The following is a 20,840-nucleotide window of genomic DNA, read 5'->3' as shown; positions in this document are numbered from 1 at the left end:
GGGACGGTCGTACGGGCCAACGCTTACCGACGGCGAGGCAGGACGGTCGTCGCGTTGACAGCCCGGGCCGCCGGAACCATGCTGAGCAAGCGCTTGGCCACCTGGTGGTCCCGGTGCGGTTCACCCGCGATGTCCGCGTGTCAGGAGGCCCTTCCATGTCGTCCACGTCGCAGCAGCCCCGCGTCTTCAGCTCGCCGGACGAGCTGCGCGCCGCCGTCGGCGAGCAGCTCGGCCGGACCGACTGGCTGGAGATCGACCAGAAGCGGATCGACGGGTTCGCCGAGGCCACCGGGGATCACCAGTGGATTCACGTCGATCCGGAACGGGCGGCGCAGGGCCCCTTCGGCAGCACCATCGCGCACGGCTTCCTCACCCTGTCCCTGATCCCGTCGCTGACCCCGCAGCTCCTGCACATCGAGGGGGTGCGGATGGGCGTCAACTACGGCGTCAACAAGGTACGTTTCCCCGCTCCGGTGCCGGTGGGCTCACGGCTGCGCGCGACCGCCGAACTCCTCGAGGTGACCGAGGCGGGCGGCGGCATCCAGCTCGTGATGAAGGTGACCGTCGAGCGCGAGGGCGGCGAGAAGCCCGTGTGCGTGGCGGAGACGGTGGCGCGGTTCTACGTGTGATCCGTCGTTCTACGTCTGATCCGTGACCCGTGACCCGTGACCCGTGACCCGTGATCCGTGACCCGTACGGGTGGCTCGTCCTCCGTACGGGTGATGTCGTCACCCGCGTACGGCGAGTGGTCCGTACGGGTTACGGACGGGCCGGCTGCCGCGGGGCGCCCACCATCCGCAGGACCAGGTCGGCGTACAGCTCGCCCACCTCGTCGGGGGTGCGGCGGCCGCGCGGGTTGAACCAGCGGGCCACGTCGATGCACAGCGACAGGACGGCGAGGGTGGTGCCGGACACGTCGGGCACGTCGAAGTCGCCCGCCGCCACGCCCTCCTCGATGATCGAGCGGATCGCGTCCTCGGACCGCCGGCGCAGCGCCACGATCTCGGCGTAGTGGTCGGCGGCGAGCGCGCCGAGTTCGTACTGCACGACCCGCCCGGTGGTGTGGTATTCCGCGTGCCAGCGCACGAACCGCCGTACCGCGGTGGCCAGCCGGTCCGCGGCGGGGGCGGCGGCGTCCCGGGCCTCGGAGAGCAGCGCCAGCGAGCGCAGGTGGCCGACCTTGCTGATCTGGTAGAGCAGCTCTTCCTTGGTCTTGTAGTGGATGTAGAGCGCTGCCGGGCTCATGCCGGCCCGGCCGGCGATGTCGCGGGTGGTGGTGGCGTGGTAGCCGCGTTCCGCGAACGCCTCGACGGCGGCGACCACCAGCCGCCGGGCGGCGTCGGGGGTGATGTCGTTCCAGCTCTCGCCGGACAGGGCGGATCCGGTGCCGTTCGTGGGCGAGTCCTCGCCGCTCGCGTGCGCCTGCGCACTCATCGCTCGCTCCTCCCGCCGGGCGCCGGATCCCTCGACCCGGGTGTTCGGACCCAGTTTTGTTGACAGGGCCACACCTTACCCGTCGGGTGAGCAAGCGCTTAGATACTGAGCGGTTGCTCAGGCGGACGAACGTACCGTACGACCGGGCGGACATGGTGGGACGGGGCTTCGGAGGGCCGGCCGGGAGTCAGAAAGCCGACACACCGGTGAGCGATCGTCCGATGAGCAGCTTGTGGATCTGGCTGGTGCCTTCGTACAGCGTCATCACCCGGGCGTCGCGCAGCAGCTTGCCCACCGGGTAGTCGTCGATGTAGCCGTAGCCGCCGAACACCTGGAGGGCGTTGTTGGCGCAGCGTACGGCGGCCTCGCTGGCGTAGAGCTTGGCGGCCGAGGACTCGGTGGCGAAGGGCAGTCCGCGGTCGATGAGGTCGGCCACCTGCCAGGTGAGCAGCCGGGCCGCGGACACGTCCACCGCGATGTCGGCGAGCAGTTCCTGCACCAGTTGGTGGTGGGCGATGGGCGCGCCGAACTGCTCGCGCTCCCCCGCGTACGCCACCGCCGCCTCCAGGCACGCCTGGGCGATGCCGACACAGCCGGCCGCGACCGACATCCGGCCCTTGGCCAGCGCGGACATGGCCACCGAGAAGCCCTTGCCCTCGGGCCCGAGCATGGCGTCGGCCGGCACGCGTACGGAGTCCAGCACGATTTCGGCGGTGGCCTGCCCGCGCAGGCCGAGCTTGCCGTGGACCTCGCGGCGGGTGAGGCCGGGCGTGTCGGCCGGCACCAGGAAGGCGCTGATGCCCTGGTGGCCCTCGCCGCCGGTTCGGGCGAAGAGCAGGACGACATCGGCCCAGGTGCCGTTGGTGATGAACATCTTGCTGCCGTCGATCACGTACGTGTCGCCGTCCCGGCGGGCGCGGGTGGTGAGGTTTGCGGCGTCCGAGCCGGTGCCGGGCTCGGTCAGCCCGAAGCAGCCCAGGGCCTCGCCCGAGGTGAGCCGGGGCAGCCAGGCGCGCTTGTGCTCCTCGGTGCCCCAGTGGGCGATCGACTTGGCGACAAGGCCGAGGGAGACCGAGACGATGCCGCGGACCGAGGAGTCGCCGCGGCCCAGTTCCTCGGTCACCAGGCAGTACGCGAGGTGGTCGCCGCCGGAGCCGCCGTACTCCTCGCCGATGGTCAGGCCGAGGAAGCCGACCGCGCCGAGTTTCTTCACGATCGCCCGGTCCACGCTCTCCGCGCGGTCCCAGGCCGCGGCGTGCGGAACGATCTCCCGGTCGGCGAAGTCCCTGGCCAGCGCCTTGGCGGCGGCCTGTTCCTCGGACAACTCAAGGTTCACGGTCGGGTCCAGCCTTCCCCGAAACTATCACCGCTAGTTTTCTGCGGGCAGCCTCTACTATGTGCCGCATGGCACGCCCCCGCAAGCCCCTCCTCAGCCGCGACCGCATCGTGACGACCGCGCTCGCGCTCATCGACGAGGAGGGGCTCGCCGCACTGTCCACCCGACGACTGGCGGCGGAACTCGGGGTCAGCGGGCCCTCGTTGTACAACCACTTCGCCACCAAGGAGGCGATCCTCGACGCGGCGGCCGACACGGTGGTCGGACGTGTCGACCTGTCGATGTTCCGGGACGGCCGGGACTGGCGCGGCGCGCTGCTCGCGTGGGGCCGCTCCTACCGGGCCGCGCTCACCGAGCACCCGCGGCTGGTGCCCTACCTCGCGGTCGGCCCCGGGCTGCGGCCGGCCGGGCTGCGGATGGCCGACGCCGTGTTCGGCGGCATGGTCGAGGCGGGCTGGCCGCCGGCCCAGGCGACCCGGATCGGGGCGCTCATGCGGTACTTCGTCACCGGGTCCGCGCTGGGCTCCTTCGCGGCCGGCTTCGTCGGGGACGCCGCCGCGTACGATCCCGCCGACTACCCGCACCTCGGCCAGGCCCACCTGCTGGCCCGGCACCGCGAGCAGGTGGACGAGGGGGCCTTCGAAACGGGCCTGCGCGCGCTGGTGGACGGGCTCGCCCTGCAGTACGCGGAGCTGGGCGCGGGGAAGGACGACGCACAGGGCGGGGCGAAGGGCGCCGCTGCGGAGTAGGCCGCGCCCTGGTGCGCGTCCCCCCTCGGCCGGAAAAACCGGGGCGTACGGCGGGGGCGGCTGCCAGGATGACGCCCATGGCGATATCGGGGGCAGCACCGGAGCAGACGGCGGACCAGGCGTCCGTGCAGGTCAACTACCGCAAGTACGACGGCTCGCTGCACTGGAACCTGCGGATGCGGCGCCTCGGCGAGGACGAGCACGGGGTGTGGCTCGGGCTGCCGGCGAACGGCGTGATGCGCAAGGGCCTGGGGCGAGAGGTCCCGCTGCCCGAGGCGCACGTCATCCTCTTTCCGCGGGACGCGTGGTGGACGGCCGCCTTCAACGCGGCGCCGCGCAGCACCGAGATCTACTGCGACATCACCACGCCGCCGCGCTGGCCCTCGCCCGGCGAGGTCACGATGGTCGACCTCGACCTCGACGTGCTGCGCAAACGCGGCGTGGCCGACCCCCTCCTGGTCGACGAGGACGAGTTCGCCGAGCACCAGGAGCGCTACGGCTACCCGCCCGACGTCGTCACCGCGGCCACCGACTCCGCCACCTGGCTGCTGCGCGCCGTCGCCGCGGGCACTGCCCCCTTCGACGGCACCCACCACGCCTGGCTGGCCCGGACGGACGGGCTCCGGCCCTTCTGACGGCCTCCCCGGAGTCCTCGGAGTCCCCTCCGGAGTCCTCGAAGTCCTCGAAGTCCTCGCAATCCTCGCAGTCCTCGAAGTCCTCAGAAGACGACCAGCGCGCGCCCGCCGCGCCCCGCCGTCATCGCCTCGAAGGCGGCGGGTATGCCGTCGAGCCCGATCCGCTCGGTGACCATCGCGGACAGGTCGAGCCGGCCGGCCCGGACGTGCCCGGCCAGCACCGGCAGGTCGCGGGCCGGGTCGCAGTTGCCGTACACGCAGCCCGACAGGGTCCGGCCGAAATAGAACAGCTCCAGCGCGGAGAAGGTGACCTGCTCGTCCTGCCCGCCGATGCCCACCACCGTGGTCCGCCCGCCGCGCCGGGTGGCCGACCAGGCGGCCCGTATGGTGTCGGCCCGGCCCACGCACTCCACGGCGGCGTCGGTGCCGTGTCCCGCGGTGAGCTCACGGATCCGCTTGGCCGTGCCCTCGCCCGAGACCACGAAGTCCGTGGCGCCCGCCGCTCTTGCCAGCTCCTCCTTGGCCGGGGCGACGTCCACCGCGATGATCCGCCCGGCGCCGGCGATCCGCGCGGACTGGATCACCGCCAGGCCCACCCCGCCGACCCCGAAGACGGCCACCGACTCCCCTTCGCGCAGCCGCGCGCTGTGGTGCACCGCGCCGTATCCGGTGAGGACCGCGCAGCCGAGCAGGGCCGCGTCCGCCAACGGCACACCGTCCGGCAACGGCAGCACCGCGTTCGCCGCCACCACGGTCTCCTCGGCGAAGACCGCGGTGCCCAGGCCCGGGTACAGCGCGGCGCCGTCGGCGGCCAACCTGGCGTACGGCTTGCCGGCCGCGGCTCCCGCGTTCGCGCACAGCCAGGGCTCGTCCAGCCCGCAGAAGTGGCAGGCGCCGCAGGCGGGGGCCCAGTTGAGCACCACCCGGTCGCCGGGTGCCACCCGCTCGACGCCCTCCCCCACCGCCACCACCGTGCCCGCGCCCTCGTGCCCGAGCACCGCGGGAACCGGCTGCCGCAGTGTCCCGTTCGACAACGACAGGTCCGAATGGCACACCCCCGCCGCCGCCAGCCGCACCCGCACCTCCCCGGGCCCCGGCTCCGGCAACTCGATCTCGGCGACCACGAGCGGTGCCTTCACCTCTGGCAGTACGGCAGCGCGGACCACGGCATCTCCTGGTGAACGTCGGCGGGTTGTCGATTCGTCGTTTCGTCGTCAGCGGCTCGGGAGCTCGGTACGGGCCAGGGACAGGCGAGCCCACCCGCGTCCCGGGCCCCGATCCCTCTGATCGGAACTGGCCGGAACTCCTCAGAAGCGGTCAGAACTGGAGCGACTTGGTCTGCAGGTATTCCGCCAGCCCGTGGCTGCCCAGTTCCCGGCCCACCCCGGACTGCTTGTAGCCGCCGAAGGGGGCCAGCGGGTTGAAGCGGCCGCCGTTGATGTCGACCTGGCCGGTGTCCATGCGCCGGGCGAAGGCGACCGCCGTCTCCTCGTCTGCGGCCCACACCGCGCCGGCCAGCCCGTAGACCGTGCCGTTGGCGATGCGCAGGGCGTCCTCCTCGTCGCGGTAGCGGATGAGGACGACGACCGGGCCGAAGATCTCCTCCTGGGCGACGGTCATCTCGGCAGTGACGTCGGCGAACACGGTGGGCCGTACGTAGTACCCGGTGGGCAGTCCCTCGGGGGCCTCCGCTCCGCCGGTCACGATGCGGGCGCCCTGCTCGACGCCGCTGCGTATGTATCCGCGCACCCTTTCCCGCTGCGCGGCGCTGACCAGCGGGCCCAGCCGGTCGCCCGGCACGTACTTGGCGGCGGCCTTGGCGGCGATGGCCACCGCCTCCTCGTACCGTGCCTCGTCCACCAGGATCCTGGTCCACGCGCTGCACGTCTGGCCGGCGTTGGCGAACACGTTCGCCACCCCGACGTTGACCGCGCGGGCCAGGTCGGCGCCCGGCAGGACGACGTTCGCGGACTTGCCGCCGAGTTCGAGCGCCACCCGCTTGACCGCACCACCGGCCACCGCCCCGATCAGCCGGCCCACGGCGGTGGAACCGGTGAAGGAGACCAGGTCGACCCCGGGGTGCTCGGCGAGCGCCTGCCCGGCCACCGGGCCGAGGCCGGTGACCAGGTTGAACACCCCTGCCGGCAGTCCGGCTTCGTGCAGGATCTCCGCGAACTGCTGGGCGACCAGCGGGGTGTCCTCGGCGGGCTTGAGGACGACCGTGCAGCCTGCCGCGAGTGCGGGGGCGACCTTCGCGACGACCTGGTGCAGCGGGTAGTTCCAGGGGGTGATCGCCCCGACGACGCCGACCGGCTCGTGGAACACCCGGGAGTTGCCGACCCGCTCCTCGAAGGGGTGCTCTGCGGCGAGCGTGGCGTAGGAGCCCATGACCGTGATGGGCAGATCGGTGTGGACGGCGGCGGCGAAGGCGGGCGGGGCGCCGAGTTCGGCGGTGACCGTGGTGGCGATGGCCTCGCGGCGAGCGACCATCAGGTCGCGGGCGGCGGCGAGGACGGCGGCCCGGTCGGCGGGCGGGGTGGCCGCCCAGCCGGGCAGGGCGGCGCGGGCGGCCCGGACCGCGTCGTCCACGTCGAGCGCGGTGCCGGCCGGGACCTGGCCGATGACCCGCTCGCTCGCCGGGTCGAGCACGTCGATCCGCCGCTCGCCCCGGGCGGGCCGCCACTGCCCGCCGATGTACATGGCGTCGCGAGCCTGGTGCATGTGCGCCACCTCAGGGACGGGGCCGCCGCCCGCCGTCTCGTTCCTGCCGTCCACTGTGCTGCCCTCCGGGATCGCCGCTGTGCGTCCGGCGCCCGAGCCGGCGCCGTTTGGTTTCGGGGTGACCAGCGGGCCGTCCGTATGCGCCGGGCCATGGAGAACGGCTGCTGGTCGGTGCCGTCCTCCGCCTGGCGGGTGCTCAGCGCACCGCCTCCACCTGTATCGGGAAGCCATTGAGCACCGCGGTGCCGGACAGTGGGTCCAGCCGGGTGCCGTCGAGCAACTGGTTGACGTTCGCGCCGGGTTCACGGCTGGCCGCGGTCAGCCGGGTGCCCGTCCGGTCGTGGCCCCAGCCGTGCGGCAGGCACACCACGCCGCGGCGCAGGTCGTCGGTGATCTCCACGGGTGCGGTGATCTCGCCGCCGTCGCCCTTGATCCGGGCGAGCGCGCCGTCGGCGAGGCCGAGCCGGGCGGCGTCCTCGGGGTGGACCTGCACGGTGCAGCGGTTGCTGCCGCCGGTGAGCACCGGCACGTTGTGCATCCAGCTGTTGTTGGAGCGCAGGTGTCGGCGGCCGATCAGCACCAGCGCGTGCTCGCCGGCGCCGGCCGCCACGGCGGCCCGCAGCCGCGGTACGTCGGCGGCGATCGGCGCGGGTGCCAGTTCCACGGTGCCGGACGGGGTGCGCAGCACCTCCGGGATCCGGGGCCGCAGCGGTCCCAGGTCGATGCCGTGGGGGTGTTCCAGCACCTTGGCGAGGGTGAGGCCGTCGGGATCGGCGCCGAAGCCGTCGCCGTACGGGCCCAGGCGCAGCATCAGGTCCAGCCTGCGCTCGTAACCGGTGCGGCCGCCCAGCGCCGCGGCAAGCTCCTCCGGCCGCCTGCCGTGGACCGGCGAGTGCGGATCGGCGCTCTCCTTGTCCAGCCTGCGCCGGATGGCCTGCTCGTCCACGAGGACGGGGTCGGCGTCCGGGCCGCCCTGGCCGAGGACGGCCAGCACCAGCCGGGCCATGATCTCCGGCTCGTCCAGCCGGCCGGGCCCCAGGGGAACGGCGGGCGGGCTGTACCGGACCGTGTTGCGCACCGCGAGCGTGCTGAACGCGAAGTCGTAGTGCGCGCTCTGCGCGGGCGGCGGCGGGGGCAGCACGACGTGCGCGTGGCGGGAGGTCTCGTTGAGGTAGGGGTCGACGCTGACCATGAAGTCCAGGCCGGCCAGGGCGCGGTCGGTGCGCAGCCCGTCGGGGGCGGACAGCACCGGGTTGCCGGCCACCACGATCAATGCGCGCAGCCGTCCCTCGCCCGGGGTGTCGATCTCCTCGGCCAGGGCCGCCGCGGGCAGTTCGCTCTTGACCTCGGGGTAGCCGGAGACCCGGCTGTGCCAGCGGCCGGTGGCGAAGCCCTTGCCGGGGCGCGGCGGCCGGGGAGCGCGGGCGGTGGCGGACAGCGGGAAGAGGGCTCCGCCGGGCCGGTCGAGGTTGCCGGTCAGGGCGTTGAGCACGTCCACCGCCCAACTGGCCAGCGTGCCGAACTCCACCGCCGTGCTGCCCAGCCGTCCGTAGACCGCCGCCCGCGGGGCCGCGGCCAGTTCGCGGGCGAGGGTGCGGATGTCGTCGGCCAGCACGTCGCAGTAGGCGGCGACGGCCTCGGGCGCGAAGTCGGCCGCCAGGGCGCGGACGTCGTCGATCCCGCCGAGGCGGTCGGCCGGCGGTCCGGGGTCGGTCAGGTCCTCCGCGAACAGCACGTGCACCATGGCCAGGAGCAGGGCGGCGTCGGTGCCGGGGCGGGGTGCCACATGCCGGTCGGCGGCGCGGGCGGTCCTGGTGCGGTGCGGGTCGATCACCACCAGGCGTCCGCCGCGGCGGCGCAGGGCCTTCAGCTTGCCGGGGAAGTCCGCGGCGGTGGCCAGGCTGCCGTTGGACACCAGGGGGTTGGCGCCGATGAGCAGCAGGTGGTCGGTGCGGTCCAGGTCGGGCACGGGAATGGCGTCGGGGTCGCCGAAGACGAGGCCGCAACTGACGTGCTTGGGCATCTGGTCCAAGGTGCTGGCGGTGAACAGGCTGCGGGTGCCCAGCGCCCCGATCAGCTGGGCCGGATACAGCATGCCGGCCATGGTGTGCACGTTCGGATTGCCCAGCATCACCCCGACGGCCTGGCCGCCGTGAGCGCCGATGACCGCTCCCAGGCCCTCGGCGACCGCGGCGAACGCCTCTTCCCAGGTGGCCTCGGTCAGCCGGCCGTCGCGTCGCACCAACGGCCCGCGCAGCCGGTCGGGATCGGAGTCCAGCGCGCCGAACGAGGCGCCCTTCGGGCAGACGAATCCCGCGCTGAACACATCCTCCTGGTCGCCCCGGGCATGGGTGACCCGGCCCTCGTCGATGGTCAGGGTGAGGCCGCAGGTGGCCTCACACAACGGACAGATGCGCAGTGCGGTACGAGTCATCACGGCTCCCCTGGACGTGCGGCTTCGCTGACGCGCGTATGAGGCCTCCGACATTACCCGCGCGTAGGGAAATGAGGTCCAGGGCCTGTGGACAACTTCTGCGGACCGCCGGCTCCGGCGCCGCCGACGTCAGCCGAGTACGGTGCCGAGGTACGCCCGTACCAGCCGTTTCGTCTCGGCGAGGACCCGCGGATCGCCGTCCGGGTCGGTGCGGAAGGCCAGTTGGAGTGCCGCGTCCGCGGCTTCGACGGCGATCACGAGGGCCAGTCGTACCGTCGGATCGGCCGGGTCGGCGGGCAGGCGGTCGCCGAGCAGGGCGGGCAGGCGGTCGGCCAGGTCCTGGTTGGTCTCTCCCGGCACCCCGAAGTCGATCAGGGCGAAGCCGGGCGCGGTCCGCTTCATCGCGGTGTACTCGTCCACCAGCACGTCCACCGCGGTCCGCCAGTCGGTGCCGATGCCGGGCTCGGCCAGCCGGGCCGCGGTGCGCCCGAGGAAGTCGTCGAGGTTGCGGTGGGCGAGCGCGTCGGCCATCGCCCGCTTGTCGGAGAAGAAGTGGTAGACCGAGCCGATCGGCACGCCCGCGCGGGCGGCCACCGCCCGGGTGGTCAGCCGCTCGTAGCCGACTTCGTCCAGTTCGCGGGCGCAGGCGTCCAGAATGCGGGCCAGGCGTTCGGCGCTGCGCCGCTGCACGGGGGCACGGCGCAGGGCCCCCGCGGGGCCCGGTGACCGTGGCACCGAGTGATCACCGCCGGGCGGCGAGGGCGTCGATGCTGCCACGGCCGGTCCTCCTGTCGTAGGGACAGCCTTTTCCACCCCGGCCGGCCAAGCCAAGGCCATTCCACGACAGCCTTCCACCGCCGGGGCCGGGTTCCCCGCCGGCTCCCGTCCCGGCGCCGACAGCGGCCCGGCAGCGCACCGCGAACCGCGTTTCCGCGAGGTTGTCCACAGGCCCGCGAAGACAGGGTTGCCGCGCCGATTCCTCTGGTTCAGCATAGGAATCAGGACGACAGCAACGGGAGCACACCATGACGGTCAGGGACGGCGTCGGCGACGGCGCGGACGCCGGGATCGGCGCGACCGAGGGCAAGGACCTCGCGTATTCGCCAGGATTCGGCAACGAACACAGCAGTGAGGCGGCGCCGGGAGCCCTCCCGGTGGGCCGCAATTCCCCGCAGCGCGCGCCGCTCGGGCTGTACGCGGAGCAGTTGAGCGGCACCGCGTTCACCGAGCCGCGGGCCCACAACCGGCGGACCTGGCTGTACCGCATCCGGCCGTCCGCGGCCCACCCGCCGCTGCGCCGGATCCCCAACGGCGAGCTGCGCAGCGCTCCCTTCCACGAGGTGGAGCCGGACCCCAACCGGCTGCGCTGGGGCCCGCTGCCGGCCCCGCAGGCCCCCACCGACTTCGTGCAGGGCCTGGTCACCGTCGGCGGCAACGGGGACGTGCTGCGCCGTGAGGGCATCGGCATCCACTGGTACGCGGCCAACGCCTCGATGGACCGCCGGATCTTCTCCTCCTCCGACGGCGAGTTCCTGATCGTGCCGCAGCAGGGAGCGCTGCTGCTGCGCACCGAACTGGGCCTGCTGCGGGCGGAGCCGGGGCACGTCGCACTGATCCCGCGCGGCGTCCGCTTCCGCGTTGATCTGCTGGAGGCCGGTGCGAGCGGCTATGTGTGCGAGAACTACGGCCGGCCCTTCCAGCTCCCCGAACTCGGCCCGATCGGCGCCAACGGCCTGGCCAACGCCCGCGACTTCCTCGCCCCGGTCGCGGCCTACGAGGACCGCGAGGAGGAGACCGAGGTCGTCACCAAGTTCGGCGGCAACCTGTGGGCGGCGGTCTACGACCACTCCCCGCTCGACGTGGTGGCCTGGCACGGCAGCCATGTGCCGTACGTCTACGACCTGCGCCGGTTCAACGTGCTGGGCTCGATCAGCTACGACCACCCGGACCCGTCGATCTTCACCGTGCTGACCTCGCCGTCCGACACACCCGGGCTGGCCGGGGCCGACTTCGTGGTGTTCGCCCCGCGCTGGCTGGTGGGCGAGGACACCTTCCGCCCGCCGTACTTCCACCGCAATGTGATGTCGGAGTTCATGGGACTGATCGAGGGCGCGTACGACGCCAAGGCGGAGGGCTTCGTGCCCGGCGGGGCCTCGCTGCACAACATGATGTCGGCGCACGGCCCGGACCGGGCCACGTTCGAGCGGGCCGGCACGGCCGAGCTCATACCGCAGAAGGTGGACGACGGGCTGGCGTTCATGTTCGAGACCCGCTGGCCGGTGGTACCCACCCGGTTCGCGCTGGAGGCCGGCCACCGCCAGACGGACTACGACGCGGTGTGGGAGGGGCTTGCGAGAAACTTCCGGCCGTGACTTCCTTCGCCCCGGACTCCCTGGTCCTGAACAGCAAGCTGCCGCTGTGGTATCAGGTCTCGCAGTCGCTGCGTGCCTCGATACTGGGCCGGCATCCGGACGCGCCGCTGCGGCTGCCCACCGAGGACGCGCTCGCCGGGCACTACGGGGTGAGCGTCCTGACCATGCGGCAGGCGCTGAAGGAACTGGAGGACGAGGGGCTGATCTCCCGGCACCGCAGGCGCGGCACCTTCATCGAGCCCACCGCGCGCCGGGGGGCGCCGGTGAAGCTGCTGGGCTCCGTGGACGCGATCGTCGCCCAGCAGTCCGGCAGGCGCACCGCGGTGTTCCAGCACGGCCCGGCGGCGCTGCCGCCGGAGGCCGCCGAGTATTTCCCGGACCTGAGCGAGGCGATCGCCTTCCGGCGGCTGCGCTGCGAGGAGTCGGGGGAGCCGACCGACTGGGCGGAGAACTTCGTGCGGCCGGAGCTCGCCGCCCGGATCGACCTGGCCGACCTGGCGCGGTGGCCGATGACGAAGGTGCTGCGGGACGTGCTGGGGGTGCGGATCAGCCGGATCACCGACACCGTGGAGGCCCGGCTGGCCGCCCCGGAAACGGCCGAACTCCTCCAAGTCCCCCTGCTCAGTCCGATACTTCACTACACGGGGGTGACCTACGACGACACGGGACGAGCGGTGGACGTGGTGCGCATCCACTACCGGGGGGACCGCTTCTCCTTCACCGTGACCATGGAGGCACCCTGACCGGTCTCAGTAGCATGCCTCCAGTGAGCGATGAGGCGCCCTTGCTGCACGATCTGATGCCGTGGTCCGTGCGCCCGCTGCGCATCGGCCGGAACTGGCCGCTGGCCCCCGATCCGGGGGCGCTCAAGGCCCGCTGGGCGCTGCTCACCGCGGCACCCGACGAGGCGGCCAAGGCGGCGCTGCTGCACCCGACCCGGGCCAGGACGCTGCACACCCCGGTGGCGCAGCTTCCCGGTCACCGCACGCCCACCACCGCGCTGGCCCGGGAGGACGGCCCCTGCCCGGAGCCGGTACGGGTGCAGCACGGCCCGTTCGACCAGCAGTGGCTGATCCCGGACCACCGGCTGATCGACGCGGCGCGGCCCGAGCTGTGGCGGGTCGCCGACGACCGGCAGGTGTTCGCACTGGAGCAGGCGTATCTGCCGGAGGTGGCGGAGCCGCCGGTGGTGTTCTGCGCGCCGCTGCCCGACGGCCGGTCGCCGGCCGGCAAGCCCGCGCGGATACGGCCGCTGTACCGGCAGCCGGGCGGCCTCGACCCGAACCTGGCGCCGGGCCTGGCGGAGTGGCTGACGCGGCGGCTGGGCGTGGCGGTGGCGGCCGAGGACATACTGGCGTGGGTGGCGGCTGCGGCACGGGCGACACCCGAGGGCTGCGCGGTCCCCCTTACGGGTGATCCGGTGGTGTGGCAGGAGGGGCTCGCGCTGGGCCGGCGGTCGCTGTGGCTGCACACCCGGGGCGCGCGGTACGCCGATCCGGCCGCGGGCCGGGACCGGCTGCGGCTGCCCGGCGGGAGCAGGCCGTACGTGCGTGCGCCGCTGCCGGCCACGCCCAAGCCGGGAGACCTGGCCTACGACCCGCAGGAGCAGGCGCTGCGGATCGGCGAGGGCGTCGTGGCGCCGGTGTCGGCGGGCGCCTGGGAGAGGACCGCGGGCGGGGTGCGGGTGCTGGATGCGTGGTACGAGCGGCGGACCGACCCGGGCGAGCCGGGTTCGCTGGAGGCGCTGCGGCCGGCCGGGTGGAGCCGGACCACGACCTCGGAACTGCTGGAGCTGGTCAGTGTGCTGACGCTGCTGGCCGAGGCACGCGCCGAGCTGGACGCGTTCGCCGGCAGCCTGGCCGGGCGGGAGGGGGACACGGTGATCGGAGCCGGGGAGCTGCGGGCGGCGGGGATCCTGCCCGTAGCGGAGGCCAGGCGGCGCCCCGCCTCCGTACTGGAGCACCACGAGGAGGGCCCGGACGGGCAGTTCCCGCTGCTGTGACGGGGTCGCCGTGCCGCCTCGCACGGGGCGGGGCGGCACGGACACGAGCACGGGTCATCGCGGGACACACCGGAACGCCGCACGATGGCGACGCCGAGCCGGGACGGTGTGCCCTGCGCTGCACCGGCAGGGAGCGACCGGTGGGATCAGTCGTGGCTGCCGAACAGCGACCGCCGCAGCCGCCGCAGAGGGGCGAACAGCGAGACGCGGGCACCCTTGTTGGCCTGGGAGTGCACGGTGCTGCGCGAAGTTATCTCCCGCATGAGGACGGTCGCCTCCTCGGCCTCGCGCTGGGGCACCGCTGGCCCCGAAAGCACAGCCAAGTGGCGATCCAGGCGCTTGCTCGTAGCGCTCGTACCGCATGTGACGGCAGGCACTCTCGGCCTGCTCGGCATCGCTATCTGTTCCATGACTCTCCCCACCCTGACGAGGGCACCCGGCTCGGGCAGGGTAACCCTATCGCCCCGTCGCGTCACGTGTGCATCTCCGGGGCGACCTCGCCACCGGATTCACCTTCTGTTCAAGGGTGTTGACGAATTGCACCAACCCGCCACCAGCTCCTGGGATGGGACGTTCGGCCAGGTCGGACGCAGGGTGGTGACGCGCGGTCAGGCCGTGAGGCACGATCAGGCGACCGCCCCGAAGGCCGCGAGGTAGCCGCCGCGCTGCCCGGCGGCGGTGGGATGGTACGACGCGGCGGTCGGCAAGGTGACGCTGTGCAGCCACGGCGAACCCGAGCACAGTTCGTGACCCGTGAAGACCGTGCGGACGTCGGCGAAGGTGAAGCCGTGGTCCGCGGCGCGCTTGGCGATCACGCCGTCCAGGTCGTCGGCGGCGGCGTCCAGCGCCTTGCGCGCGGTGTCACCGATCCCGAGCAGGCAGTTCCCGGGCACTTTGTAGAGACGTGGATATCCGACCACCACCACGTGCGCGTGCCGGGCCTGGGTACGAATCGCCTTGTAGGCACTGTCGAGCCGCCCCGGCAGGGTTTTGTCGACAAAGCCGCGCGCCTTGGCGACCCGGTCGAGGCAGGCCTTCTGCGACTGAAGGACACACGTCGTCATGACGTCGGCGAATCCGGCGTCATTGCCGCCGACACTGATGCTGACCAGACCGGTGGCCGAGGTGAGCGGGCCGAGCTGCCTGTTGACGACGTCGGCCGTGGTGGCGCCGGCGCAGGCGGTGAAGGCGAAGGACGAGGGCTTGTGCGCGCTCGCCCACAGCGCGGGGTAGGCCTTGTCGCTGCGGCGGCAGTCGCCGGCGGCCGGGTCGTATCCGCCCGACCCGAGACCGGAGGAGTACGAGTCGCCGAGCGCGGCGTAGGCGGGGCCGGCGGAGCGGGCCGGGCCGATACCGGCGACGGTGAGCGCGCAGGCGAGGGCGCCCGCGGTGAGGAGTCGTGCGAGGCGGGACATGTGACGGAGGCCTCCCCTGGCGGTTTGGGAGGTATCTGTCCGTGGCACCTCGTCACGAATCAACCCCTTCGAGGGAATTATGCGGTGCGACGATACGACTGACCCGCAGCGCCTCCGTCCCCGCAGCGCGGTTCTCCGTATGTGCTCCGGGCAGAAAAACAGTGGGCGAATCGGCCCCGGGTGCCGGACCATGGCTGCATGTCCGCGACACCCCAGGAACCGAGGAGGCGTGTGGCGTCCACCGGAGCCGACGAGTCCGTTCCGCCGTCGGGTTCGTCCCGCGCGGCGGGCGAGCCGACGAAGAAGCAGAAGGCCGCCGGCAAGGCGACGGGAAAGCCCGCACGTAAGAACGCCGCCAAGGACGCCCCCAAGGACGCGGCCAAGGGCCCCCGCAAGAAGGGCGCGACGGTCACCGGGACGGACACCGTGCCCGTGGACCCGTCCCGGGTGCTGCCCGTCCATGTCCGGCTGGACGACAGCGACTCGCTGTCCGACGTGGTGGACGCGCTCTTCCTGAGCCGCTTCACCTCGGGCGAGCAGCCGTACGCGCGCGGCGCCTCGCTGGACAGCGTCAAGGCGGGCCTGACCCTGCTGCCGCCGGAGGCGGCCGTGCTGCGCCAGGCCCGGGACAAGGACCGCAGCGCCACCCTCGCCGAGGGCGACGGCTGGACCATCCTCATCTCCCGCTGGAACCGCGGCGCCGACGTCACCGTGGCCGCCGTCAGCGACGAAATCGCCGAGCGCGTCCTCAAGTCGTCGGTGGACGACGCCGAGGACGAGCCGGAGCCGCAGCCCGACAACGTCAGCATGGGCTTCTGGTACGTCACCCCGCACCGCGGGCCGCACCGGACCACCCGGCAGATCTCGGCGGCCACCTGGGACGAGCTGCGGGTGAACTACACCGCGCCGGTCGCCGACGCGCTGGACGACCTGATGAAGCTGACCGCGGCCGACATCACCGGCCGGCTGCTGCTCCTGCACGGCCCGCCCGGCACCGGCAAGACCTCCGCGCTGCGCACCCTGGCCCGCTCCTGGCGCGACTGGTGCCAGGTGGACTGCGTCCTGGACCCCGAGCGGCTGTTCAACGACGTCGGCTACCTGATGTCCATCGCCATCGGCGAGGACGAGGGCGCCTCCGGCGGACGCTGGCGGCTGCTGCTCCTGGAGGACTGCGACGAGCTGATCCGCGGCCAGGCCAAGCACCAGACCGGTCAGGCGCTGTCCCGGCTGCTCAACCTCACCGACGGCCTGCTCGGCCAGGGCCGCAACGTCCTGGTCGGCATCACCACCAACGAGGATCTGGAGCGGCTGCACCCCGCGGTGGTACGCCCCGGCCGCTGCCTGGCCCGCGTCGAGGTCGGCCCGCTCACCCGTGACGAGGCCGTCTCCTGGCTCGGCACCTCCGAGGGCATCGGCCGCGACGGCGCGACCCTCGCCGAGCTGTACGCCCTGCGCCGCGGTGCCACCGCCGCCATGCCGGTCGTCCCGCACGCGGCCGACGGCCTCTATCTCTGATGCCGTCGGGGCCTTCGCCGTTGACCGACTGCTAGTTCCCGTAGGCCGCCCGCAGCGCCTCGTCCACCGCGGTGCGGGCGGCGGCGGGGTCCAGGCCGAGGCGGCGGGCGCGGTCCACGTAGGCGGCAGCGGCGGCGGCCACCTCGCGGGCCCGGGCGTCGCCGGCCGCCACGAAGGTGCCATGGCGGCCGCGGGTCTCGATCACGCCGTCGGTCTCCAGGGCGCGGTAGGCCTTGGCGACGGTGTTGGCGGCGAGCCCCAGCTCCTCGGCGAGGCCGCGCACCGTCGGCAGCTTGTGGCCGACCGGGAGCCGGCCGGAGCGCGCCTGTTCCGCGATCTGGGCGCGCAGTTGCTCGTACGGGGCGGTGGCCGCGTGCGGATCGACGGTGATCTCCAGGCTCATGGGCGTGATCCTGGCACAGCGGGCGCCGTCAGCGGCACCGCGCGGTGCGGGCCGGCCGGGTCGTAGGCGATGGCGTCCCCTTTCTCGTGCAGATGGAGCAGGAAGGGCTGCCCGGCGCGATAGGCGTCCAGGGCCGCCCGGCAGTAGGCGACCATGTCGTGCGGCAGGGCGTCCAGCGGATACCAGCCGAGCTCGGAGCACTTGTCCGGCTCCCGGTTGACGGGTTCGCCGCCCACGCCGTGCCGGGCGACGAAGAACCAGCCGATCCGGGCTCCGCCGTCCGGCGCGCGGTGCTGCAGGACCACGGCGGCGGTCAGGTCCTGCGGCGCCAGCTCGACGCCGATCTCCTCGCGGGCCTCGCGGATCATGCCGCTCCTGACGTCCTCGCCGTCCTCCAGGTGTCCGGAGGGCGCGTGCAGCAGCCCGTCGGCGTAACCGGTGTTGGCACGGCGGGCGAGCAGCACCTCGTCGCCGCGCCGCAGGATGAGGTGCACGTCGACGATCTCGGAGTGCCGCTGCGGGCGTATCGCCGGGCGTACCACCGCCGCGTACCGCTCGTCGTCGACCGGGCGTCCCCACAGTTCCCGGTCGTGGCCGAGCTGTTCGATGCGGACGGCGCCGCCGAGGGGCGCGGCGAGGTCCGCGAGGGCGTCGGCGGTGATGCCGACCGGGTCGGCGGTGCCCCATCGGCCCTCGACCAGGACCAGTCGGCCACCGGGCCGCAGCAGCCGCGCCCAGGTGCCCAGCACGCCGCCCGGATCGGGCAGCGCCCACAGCACGTGCCGGACCAGCACCACGTCGAACCGGCCGGTGACCGGCGGCTCGGCGGCGTCGCCGACCAGCACCCGGGCGTCGGTACCGGCCAGCTTCTCCCGGGCGAGCGCGACCATCGGCTCGGAGCGGTCCACCGCCGTGACCCGGTGGCCCTGTTCCGCCGCGAGCAGGGCCAGGCTGCCCGTGCCGCAGCCGAGGTCCAGCACGTCCGACGGCGCCGCGGGCAGCCAGGAGCGCAGCCGCGCGGCCCAGGCGGCGCGCACCCGCGGGTCGCGCAGGCCGTGGTCGGGCTCGTCGTCGAACCGGGCCGCCGCCGCGTCCCAGAACTGCCGGTCGTCACTGTGCGTGGTCATGGCGGTAGCGTGCCATGCCCCACTGACAATCGCCCCCGCCGGACTCCGGCCCGGTCCCTGTCCGACCCTGGACCGGCCCCGCGGTCACCCATACGTGCCCGTCAGGCCTCGCCCAGTCCGCGGTAGCGCGCCCGGCGCGCGGCGCTCCTGCGGTCCGGATCGAGGGCGCGCAGCAGGGCGAGTTCGGCCCCGGTCGCGGCGGCGAGCCGGGCGAGGAACGGCTCGGGGTCGTCGGCGGCGTCCGGGCGTTCGGGGACCACGCCGTCCACGATGCCGGCGGCCAGCAGCGCGGGGGCGGAGATGCCCTGCTGGTGGGCGATTTCCGCGGCTCGCTCAGTGGTGCGGTAAAGGATGGCGGAGGCCCCTTCGGGCGGCAGCGGGGACAGCCACGCGTGCCGGGCGGCGAGCACCCGGTCCGCGGGGAGCAGGGCCAGCGCCCCGCCGCCCGCGCCCTGCCCGAGGATCAGGCACAGGGTGGGTGCGGGCAGGGTCACCAGGTCGGCGAGGCTGCGGGCGATCTCGGCGGCCAGGCCGCCCTCCTCGGCCGCGCGGGACAGGGCGGCGCCCGCGGTGTCGATGACGGTCAGCAGCGGCAGGCCGAGGTCCGCGGCGATCCGCATCCCCCGCCGGGCCTCGCGCAGCCCGGCCGGGCCGAGCGGTGCGGGCTCCGCGTGGTGCGGCTTGCGGTCGTGGCCGAGCACGACGCAGGGCGACGGGCCGAACCGGGCCAGCGCCAGCAGCAGCCCGGGATCCCGTTCTCCCACCCCGGTGCCGCTGAGCGGGGTGACCGCGGTCGCGTGCCGCAGCAGGTCGCGCAGCCCCGGCCGGCCGGGACGCCGGCTGCGCCGCAGCGAGTCGGCGGTGTCGCCCGCCTCGGCTCCCTCTGCCGCGCCGGAGCCACCCGTCGAACCCTCCGCCGTTGCCGCGGGATCGGACGCGCCTGTTGTCGGCGCTGCGGGATCGCCCGGTCCCTGCTCGCCGCACAGCACGTCCAGCACGGCTGCGGCGACGGCGGGCAGGGAAGCGGTGGGCAGTACGGCGTCGAGCAGGCCGTGGGCGTAGAGGTTCTCCGCGGTCTGCACCCCGGAGGGGAACTCGTCGCCGTAGAGCGCCTGGTGGACCCGCGGCCCCAGGAAGCCGATGAGGGCGCCGGGTTCGGCCGAGGTGACGTGGCCGAGCGAGCCCCAGGAGGCCAGCACCCCGCCGGTGGTGGGGTGCCGCAGGTGCACCAGGTACGGCAGGCCGGCCGCCTTGTGGTCGGCGATGGCGGCGGTGACCTTGACCATCTGCAGGAAGGCGATGGTCCCTTCCTGCATCCGGGTGCCGCCGGAGGCGGGCGTGGCCAGCAACGGCAGCCGTTCGCGGGTGGCGCGTTCGACCGCGGTGACCAGCCGGGTGCCGGCGGCGACCCCGATGGACCCGCCCAGGAAGCCGAACTCGCCCGCCATCAGCGCCACCCGCCGGCCGCCGATCCGTCCCTCCCCGGTGATCACCGACTCGTCCAGGCCGGTGCGGTGCCGGGCGGCGAGCAGGGCGTCCCGGTAGCCGGGGTCGGCCGGCAGGACCGTGACGGGCAGGTCCCAGCCGTGCCAGCTGCCCGGGTCGAGGACGGCCTCGACGACGTCGCGGGCGGTGGTGCGGTGGCCGGGCTCTGTCATGCCGTCACCATCGCACGGCCGCGGCACGGCCCGCCGGCACGGGGCCGGCGGACCCCGCTCGGATCAACTGAGGGCGGACAGGCAGGTGGTCGGCGTGGCGTGCGCAGGGTCGAGCGCGTTGGCCACCTCGTGGAACGCGATCCGGTCGGTCAGGCCGATCGTCACGTGCTCGGAGACGTCGACCGCGCACAGGTCCTGGAGCACCACGTTGTGCACGTCGGGGCCGGAGAGCGCCTGCGAGGTGTAGGGCGTGACGACCTCGTCGTAGATCGTCGAGATCACCGTGTAGTGCACGCCGGGCACGGTGTCGCCGCCCGCGTTGAGGGTGCGCAGGAAGGCCGAGCCGGCCACCTGGTCGGTCAGCCCGGGGGTATTGGCGCTCAGGAAGTCCGCGGCGCCGGGGAAGTACGGCAGCAGGGCGGTCAGTCCGTCCAGCGTGGTGCCGTGGTTGTCGGGGGCGAGGGCGACCAGGGCGTTCACCTTGGCGGCGCCGCCGAGGAACTTCAGGTAGTAGCGGGGCATCATGCCGCCCTGGGAGTGGCCGACGATGTCGACCTTGGCGGCGTGGGTGGCGGCCAGCACCTGGTCGGTGAAGGCGGCCAGTTGCCCGGCGGAATCGGCGATCGGTCCCAGGCCGCCGATGAGGCTCTCGCCGGGCAGCATGCCGTAGTCGAAGGAGAAGACGCAGTAGCCGCGGTCGACCAGATAGGGCGCGAGGACCAGCCAGTTGTCGCTGCCGTTGGCGAAGGTGCCGTGCACCAGGACGACGGGGCGCGGGTGCTGGGCGGAGGGCCGGCAGGAGAAGTCGTTCCAGCCGCTGGACGGCGCAGTGGTGGCGGACGTGACGGACGTGGCCGACGCCATGGTCGCGTGCGACGCCATTGACGCGGTTTGGGTTGCGGACGCGGCCGTGGCGGGCACCACGGCGGTCGCGACCGCGAGGGAGAAGACGGCCAGCAGCCGCTTCCAGGGCAGCCTCATATGAACTCCTCACGCATGGAAGAGGTGGAAGTGGGGTGGAAGCAGGGTGAAGCAGCAG

The 20,840-nt window shown here is 73.5% G+C and carries 19 protein-coding genes; 7 read left to right on the top strand and 12 right to left on the bottom strand.

The genetic code is table 11. The features are described 5' to 3' along the window. The first annotated feature begins 155 nt into the window (after positions 1-155). Positions 156-629, top strand: coding sequence for a MaoC family dehydratase (locus ITX44_RS16445; RefSeq protein WP_205357986.1), 474 nt, complete (start codon positions 156-158; stop codon positions 627-629). A gap of 130 nt (positions 630-759) precedes the next feature. On the opposite strand, the gene ITX44_RS16440 is transcribed toward ITX44_RS16445, so the two are convergent. Both ITX44_RS16440 and ITX44_RS16435 read right to left on the bottom strand, forming a co-directional pair. Beyond that, positions 760-1,434 carry a TetR/AcrR family transcriptional regulator gene (locus tag ITX44_RS16440; RefSeq protein WP_205357985.1) on the bottom strand — a complete coding sequence of 225 codons (675 nt, stop codon included), beginning with the start codon at positions 1,432-1,434 and terminating at the stop codon, positions 760-762. Positions 1,435-1,621: 187 nt separating this feature from the next. Continuing rightward, complete coding sequence (locus ITX44_RS16435; protein WP_205357984.1) at positions 1,622-2,770, bottom strand: acyl-CoA dehydrogenase family protein; 1,149 nt, start codon at positions 2,768-2,770, stop codon at positions 1,622-1,624. A 68-nt stretch (positions 2,771-2,838) separates the two neighbouring features. On the opposite strand from ITX44_RS16435, the gene ITX44_RS16430 reads away from it, so the two are divergent. Both ITX44_RS16430 and ITX44_RS16425 read left to right on the top strand, forming a co-directional pair. Further along, the gene (locus ITX44_RS16430) at positions 2,839-3,519 is read left to right on the top strand and encodes a TetR/AcrR family transcriptional regulator (protein WP_205357983.1); all 681 of its coding nucleotides are present in this window, start codon (positions 2,839-2,841) and stop codon (positions 3,517-3,519) included. A gap of 77 nt (positions 3,520-3,596) precedes the next feature. Continuing rightward, entirely contained in the window at positions 3,597-4,154 is a 558-nt protein-coding gene (locus tag ITX44_RS16425; protein WP_205357982.1) for a DUF402 domain-containing protein, read from the top strand. A gap of 83 nt (positions 4,155-4,237) precedes the next feature. Here the strand turns inward: ITX44_RS16425 and ITX44_RS16420 are convergent, their stop codons facing one another. From ITX44_RS16420 to ITX44_RS16405, 4 genes are all read right to left on the bottom strand, one after another. Beyond that, positions 4,238-5,320, bottom strand: a complete 1,083-nt coding sequence (locus ITX44_RS16420) for a Zn-dependent alcohol dehydrogenase (protein ID WP_205357981.1) — start codon at positions 5,318-5,320, stop codon at positions 4,238-4,240. Positions 5,321-5,471: 151 nt separating this feature from the next. Then, positions 5,472-6,875, bottom strand: coding sequence for an aldehyde dehydrogenase family protein (locus ITX44_RS16415; protein WP_205357980.1), 1,404 nt, complete (start codon positions 6,873-6,875; stop codon positions 5,472-5,474). 196 nt (positions 6,876-7,071) lie between these two features. Continuing rightward, the gene (locus tag ITX44_RS16410; protein WP_205357979.1) at positions 7,072-9,309 is read right to left on the bottom strand and encodes a molybdopterin-dependent oxidoreductase; all 2,238 of its coding nucleotides are present in this window, start codon (positions 9,307-9,309) and stop codon (positions 7,072-7,074) included. Positions 9,310-9,438: 129 nt separating this feature from the next. Then, the gene (locus ITX44_RS16405) at positions 9,439-9,999 is read right to left on the bottom strand and encodes a TetR/AcrR family transcriptional regulator (RefSeq protein WP_307795300.1); all 561 of its coding nucleotides are present in this window, start codon (positions 9,997-9,999) and stop codon (positions 9,439-9,441) included. A gap of 335 nt (positions 10,000-10,334) precedes the next feature. On the opposite strand from ITX44_RS16405, the gene hmgA reads away from it, so the two are divergent. From hmgA to ITX44_RS16390, 3 genes are read left to right on the top strand one after another with little or no spacing between them, the layout of a single operon-like run. Beyond that, positions 10,335-11,681 carry a homogentisate 1,2-dioxygenase gene (hmgA, locus tag ITX44_RS16400; RefSeq protein ID WP_205357977.1) on the top strand — a complete coding sequence of 449 codons (1,347 nt, stop codon included), beginning with the start codon at positions 10,335-10,337 and terminating at the stop codon, positions 11,679-11,681. Beyond that, a complete protein-coding gene (locus ITX44_RS16395) occupies positions 11,678-12,424 on the top strand; it encodes a GntR family transcriptional regulator (protein WP_205357976.1) in 747 nt (248 codons plus the stop codon). The genes hmgA and ITX44_RS16395 overlap by 4 nt, the downstream gene beginning before the upstream one ends. A 14-nt stretch (positions 12,425-12,438) precedes the next feature. Next, entirely contained in the window at positions 12,439-13,683 is a 1,245-nt protein-coding gene (locus ITX44_RS16390) for a type ISP restriction/modification enzyme (RefSeq protein WP_205357975.1), read from the top strand. 146 nt (positions 13,684-13,829) lie between these two features. Here ITX44_RS16390 and ITX44_RS16385 read toward each other — a convergent pair whose 3' ends face one another. Both ITX44_RS16385 and ITX44_RS16380 read right to left on the bottom strand, forming a co-directional pair. Then, entirely contained in the window at positions 13,830-14,093 is a 264-nt protein-coding gene (locus ITX44_RS16385) for a hypothetical protein (protein WP_205357974.1), read from the bottom strand. Between the two features lie 216 nt (positions 14,094-14,309). Next, complete coding sequence (locus tag ITX44_RS16380; RefSeq protein WP_205357973.1) at positions 14,310-15,098, bottom strand: SGNH/GDSL hydrolase family protein; 789 nt, start codon at positions 15,096-15,098, stop codon at positions 14,310-14,312. 426 nt (positions 15,099-15,524) lie between these two features. Here ITX44_RS16380 and ITX44_RS16375 point away from each other — a divergent pair, with 426 nt between their 5' ends. Continuing rightward, complete coding sequence (locus ITX44_RS16375; protein WP_205358223.1) at positions 15,525-16,613, top strand: DUF5925 domain-containing protein; 1,089 nt, start codon at positions 15,525-15,527, stop codon at positions 16,611-16,613. Positions 16,614-16,644: 31 nt separating this feature from the next. Here ITX44_RS16375 and ITX44_RS16370 read toward each other — a convergent pair whose 3' ends face one another. The 4 genes from ITX44_RS16370 to ITX44_RS16355 all read right to left on the bottom strand — a co-directional run bounded on the left by ITX44_RS16370 (position 16,645) and on the right by ITX44_RS16355 (position 20,782). After that, positions 16,645-17,016, bottom strand: coding sequence for a GntR family transcriptional regulator (locus ITX44_RS16370; RefSeq protein WP_205357972.1), 372 nt, complete (start codon positions 17,014-17,016; stop codon positions 16,645-16,647). Beyond that, positions 17,013-18,143, bottom strand: a complete 1,131-nt coding sequence (locus ITX44_RS16365) for a methyltransferase domain-containing protein (protein ID WP_205357971.1) — start codon at positions 18,141-18,143, stop codon at positions 17,013-17,015. Before ITX44_RS16365 ends, ITX44_RS16370 begins: the two co-directional genes overlap by 4 nt. 101 nt (positions 18,144-18,244) lie before the next feature. Next, complete coding sequence (locus tag ITX44_RS16360) at positions 18,245-19,801, bottom strand: carboxyl transferase domain-containing protein (protein ID WP_205357970.1); 1,557 nt, start codon at positions 19,799-19,801, stop codon at positions 18,245-18,247. Positions 19,802-19,864: 63 nt separating this feature from the next. Beyond that, a complete protein-coding gene (locus ITX44_RS16355; RefSeq protein ID WP_205357969.1) occupies positions 19,865-20,782 on the bottom strand; it encodes an esterase/lipase family protein in 918 nt (305 codons plus the stop codon). Between the last annotated feature and the right edge of the window lie 58 nt (positions 20,783-20,840).

It is taken from the genome of Actinacidiphila acididurans, from assembly GCF_016918855.1.
Classification (GTDB): domain Bacteria; phylum Actinomycetota; class Actinomycetes; order Streptomycetales; family Streptomycetaceae; genus Actinacidiphila; species Actinacidiphila acididurans.
This window is presented reverse-complemented; position numbering and strand designations above follow the sequence as displayed.

Excerpts from the sequence above, each read along its gene's own strand:
- ITX44_RS16445 (WP_205357986.1), top strand. The coding sequence starts at position 156 with ATGTCGTCCACGTCGCAGCAGCCCCGCGTCTTCAGCTCGCCGGACGAG.
- ITX44_RS16440 (WP_205357985.1), bottom strand. The coding sequence starts at position 1,434 with ATGAGTGCGCAGGCGCACGCGAGCGGCGAGGACTCGCCCACGAACGGC.
- ITX44_RS16430 (WP_205357983.1), top strand. The coding sequence starts at position 2,839 with ATGGCACGCCCCCGCAAGCCCCTCCTCAGCCGCGACCGCATCGTGACG.
- ITX44_RS16425 (WP_205357982.1), top strand. The coding sequence starts at position 3,597 with ATGGCGATATCGGGGGCAGCACCGGAGCAGACGGCGGACCAGGCGTCC.
- ITX44_RS16415 (WP_205357980.1), bottom strand. The coding sequence starts at position 6,875 with ATGCACCAGGCTCGCGACGCCATGTACATCGGCGGGCAGTGGCGGCCC.
- ITX44_RS16410 (WP_205357979.1), bottom strand. The coding sequence starts at position 9,309 with ATGACTCGTACCGCACTGCGCATCTGTCCGTTGTGTGAGGCCACCTGC.
- hmgA (WP_205357977.1), top strand. The coding sequence starts at position 10,335 with ATGACGGTCAGGGACGGCGTCGGCGACGGCGCGGACGCCGGGATCGGC.
- ITX44_RS16390 (WP_205357975.1), top strand. The coding sequence starts at position 12,439 with ATGCCTCCAGTGAGCGATGAGGCGCCCTTGCTGCACGATCTGATGCCG.
- ITX44_RS16385 (WP_205357974.1), bottom strand. The coding sequence starts at position 14,093 with ATGGAACAGATAGCGATGCCGAGCAGGCCGAGAGTGCCTGCCGTCACA.
- ITX44_RS16380 (WP_205357973.1), bottom strand. The coding sequence starts at position 15,098 with ATGTCCCGCCTCGCACGACTCCTCACCGCGGGCGCCCTCGCCTGCGCG.
- ITX44_RS16370 (WP_205357972.1), bottom strand. The coding sequence starts at position 17,016 with ATGAGCCTGGAGATCACCGTCGATCCGCACGCGGCCACCGCCCCGTAC.
- ITX44_RS16365 (WP_205357971.1), bottom strand. The coding sequence starts at position 18,143 with ATGACCACGCACAGTGACGACCGGCAGTTCTGGGACGCGGCGGCGGCC.
- ITX44_RS16360 (WP_205357970.1), bottom strand. The coding sequence starts at position 19,801 with ATGACAGAGCCCGGCCACCGCACCACCGCCCGCGACGTCGTCGAGGCC.
- ITX44_RS16355 (WP_205357969.1), bottom strand. The coding sequence starts at position 20,782 with ATGAGGCTGCCCTGGAAGCGGCTGCTGGCCGTCTTCTCCCTCGCGGTC.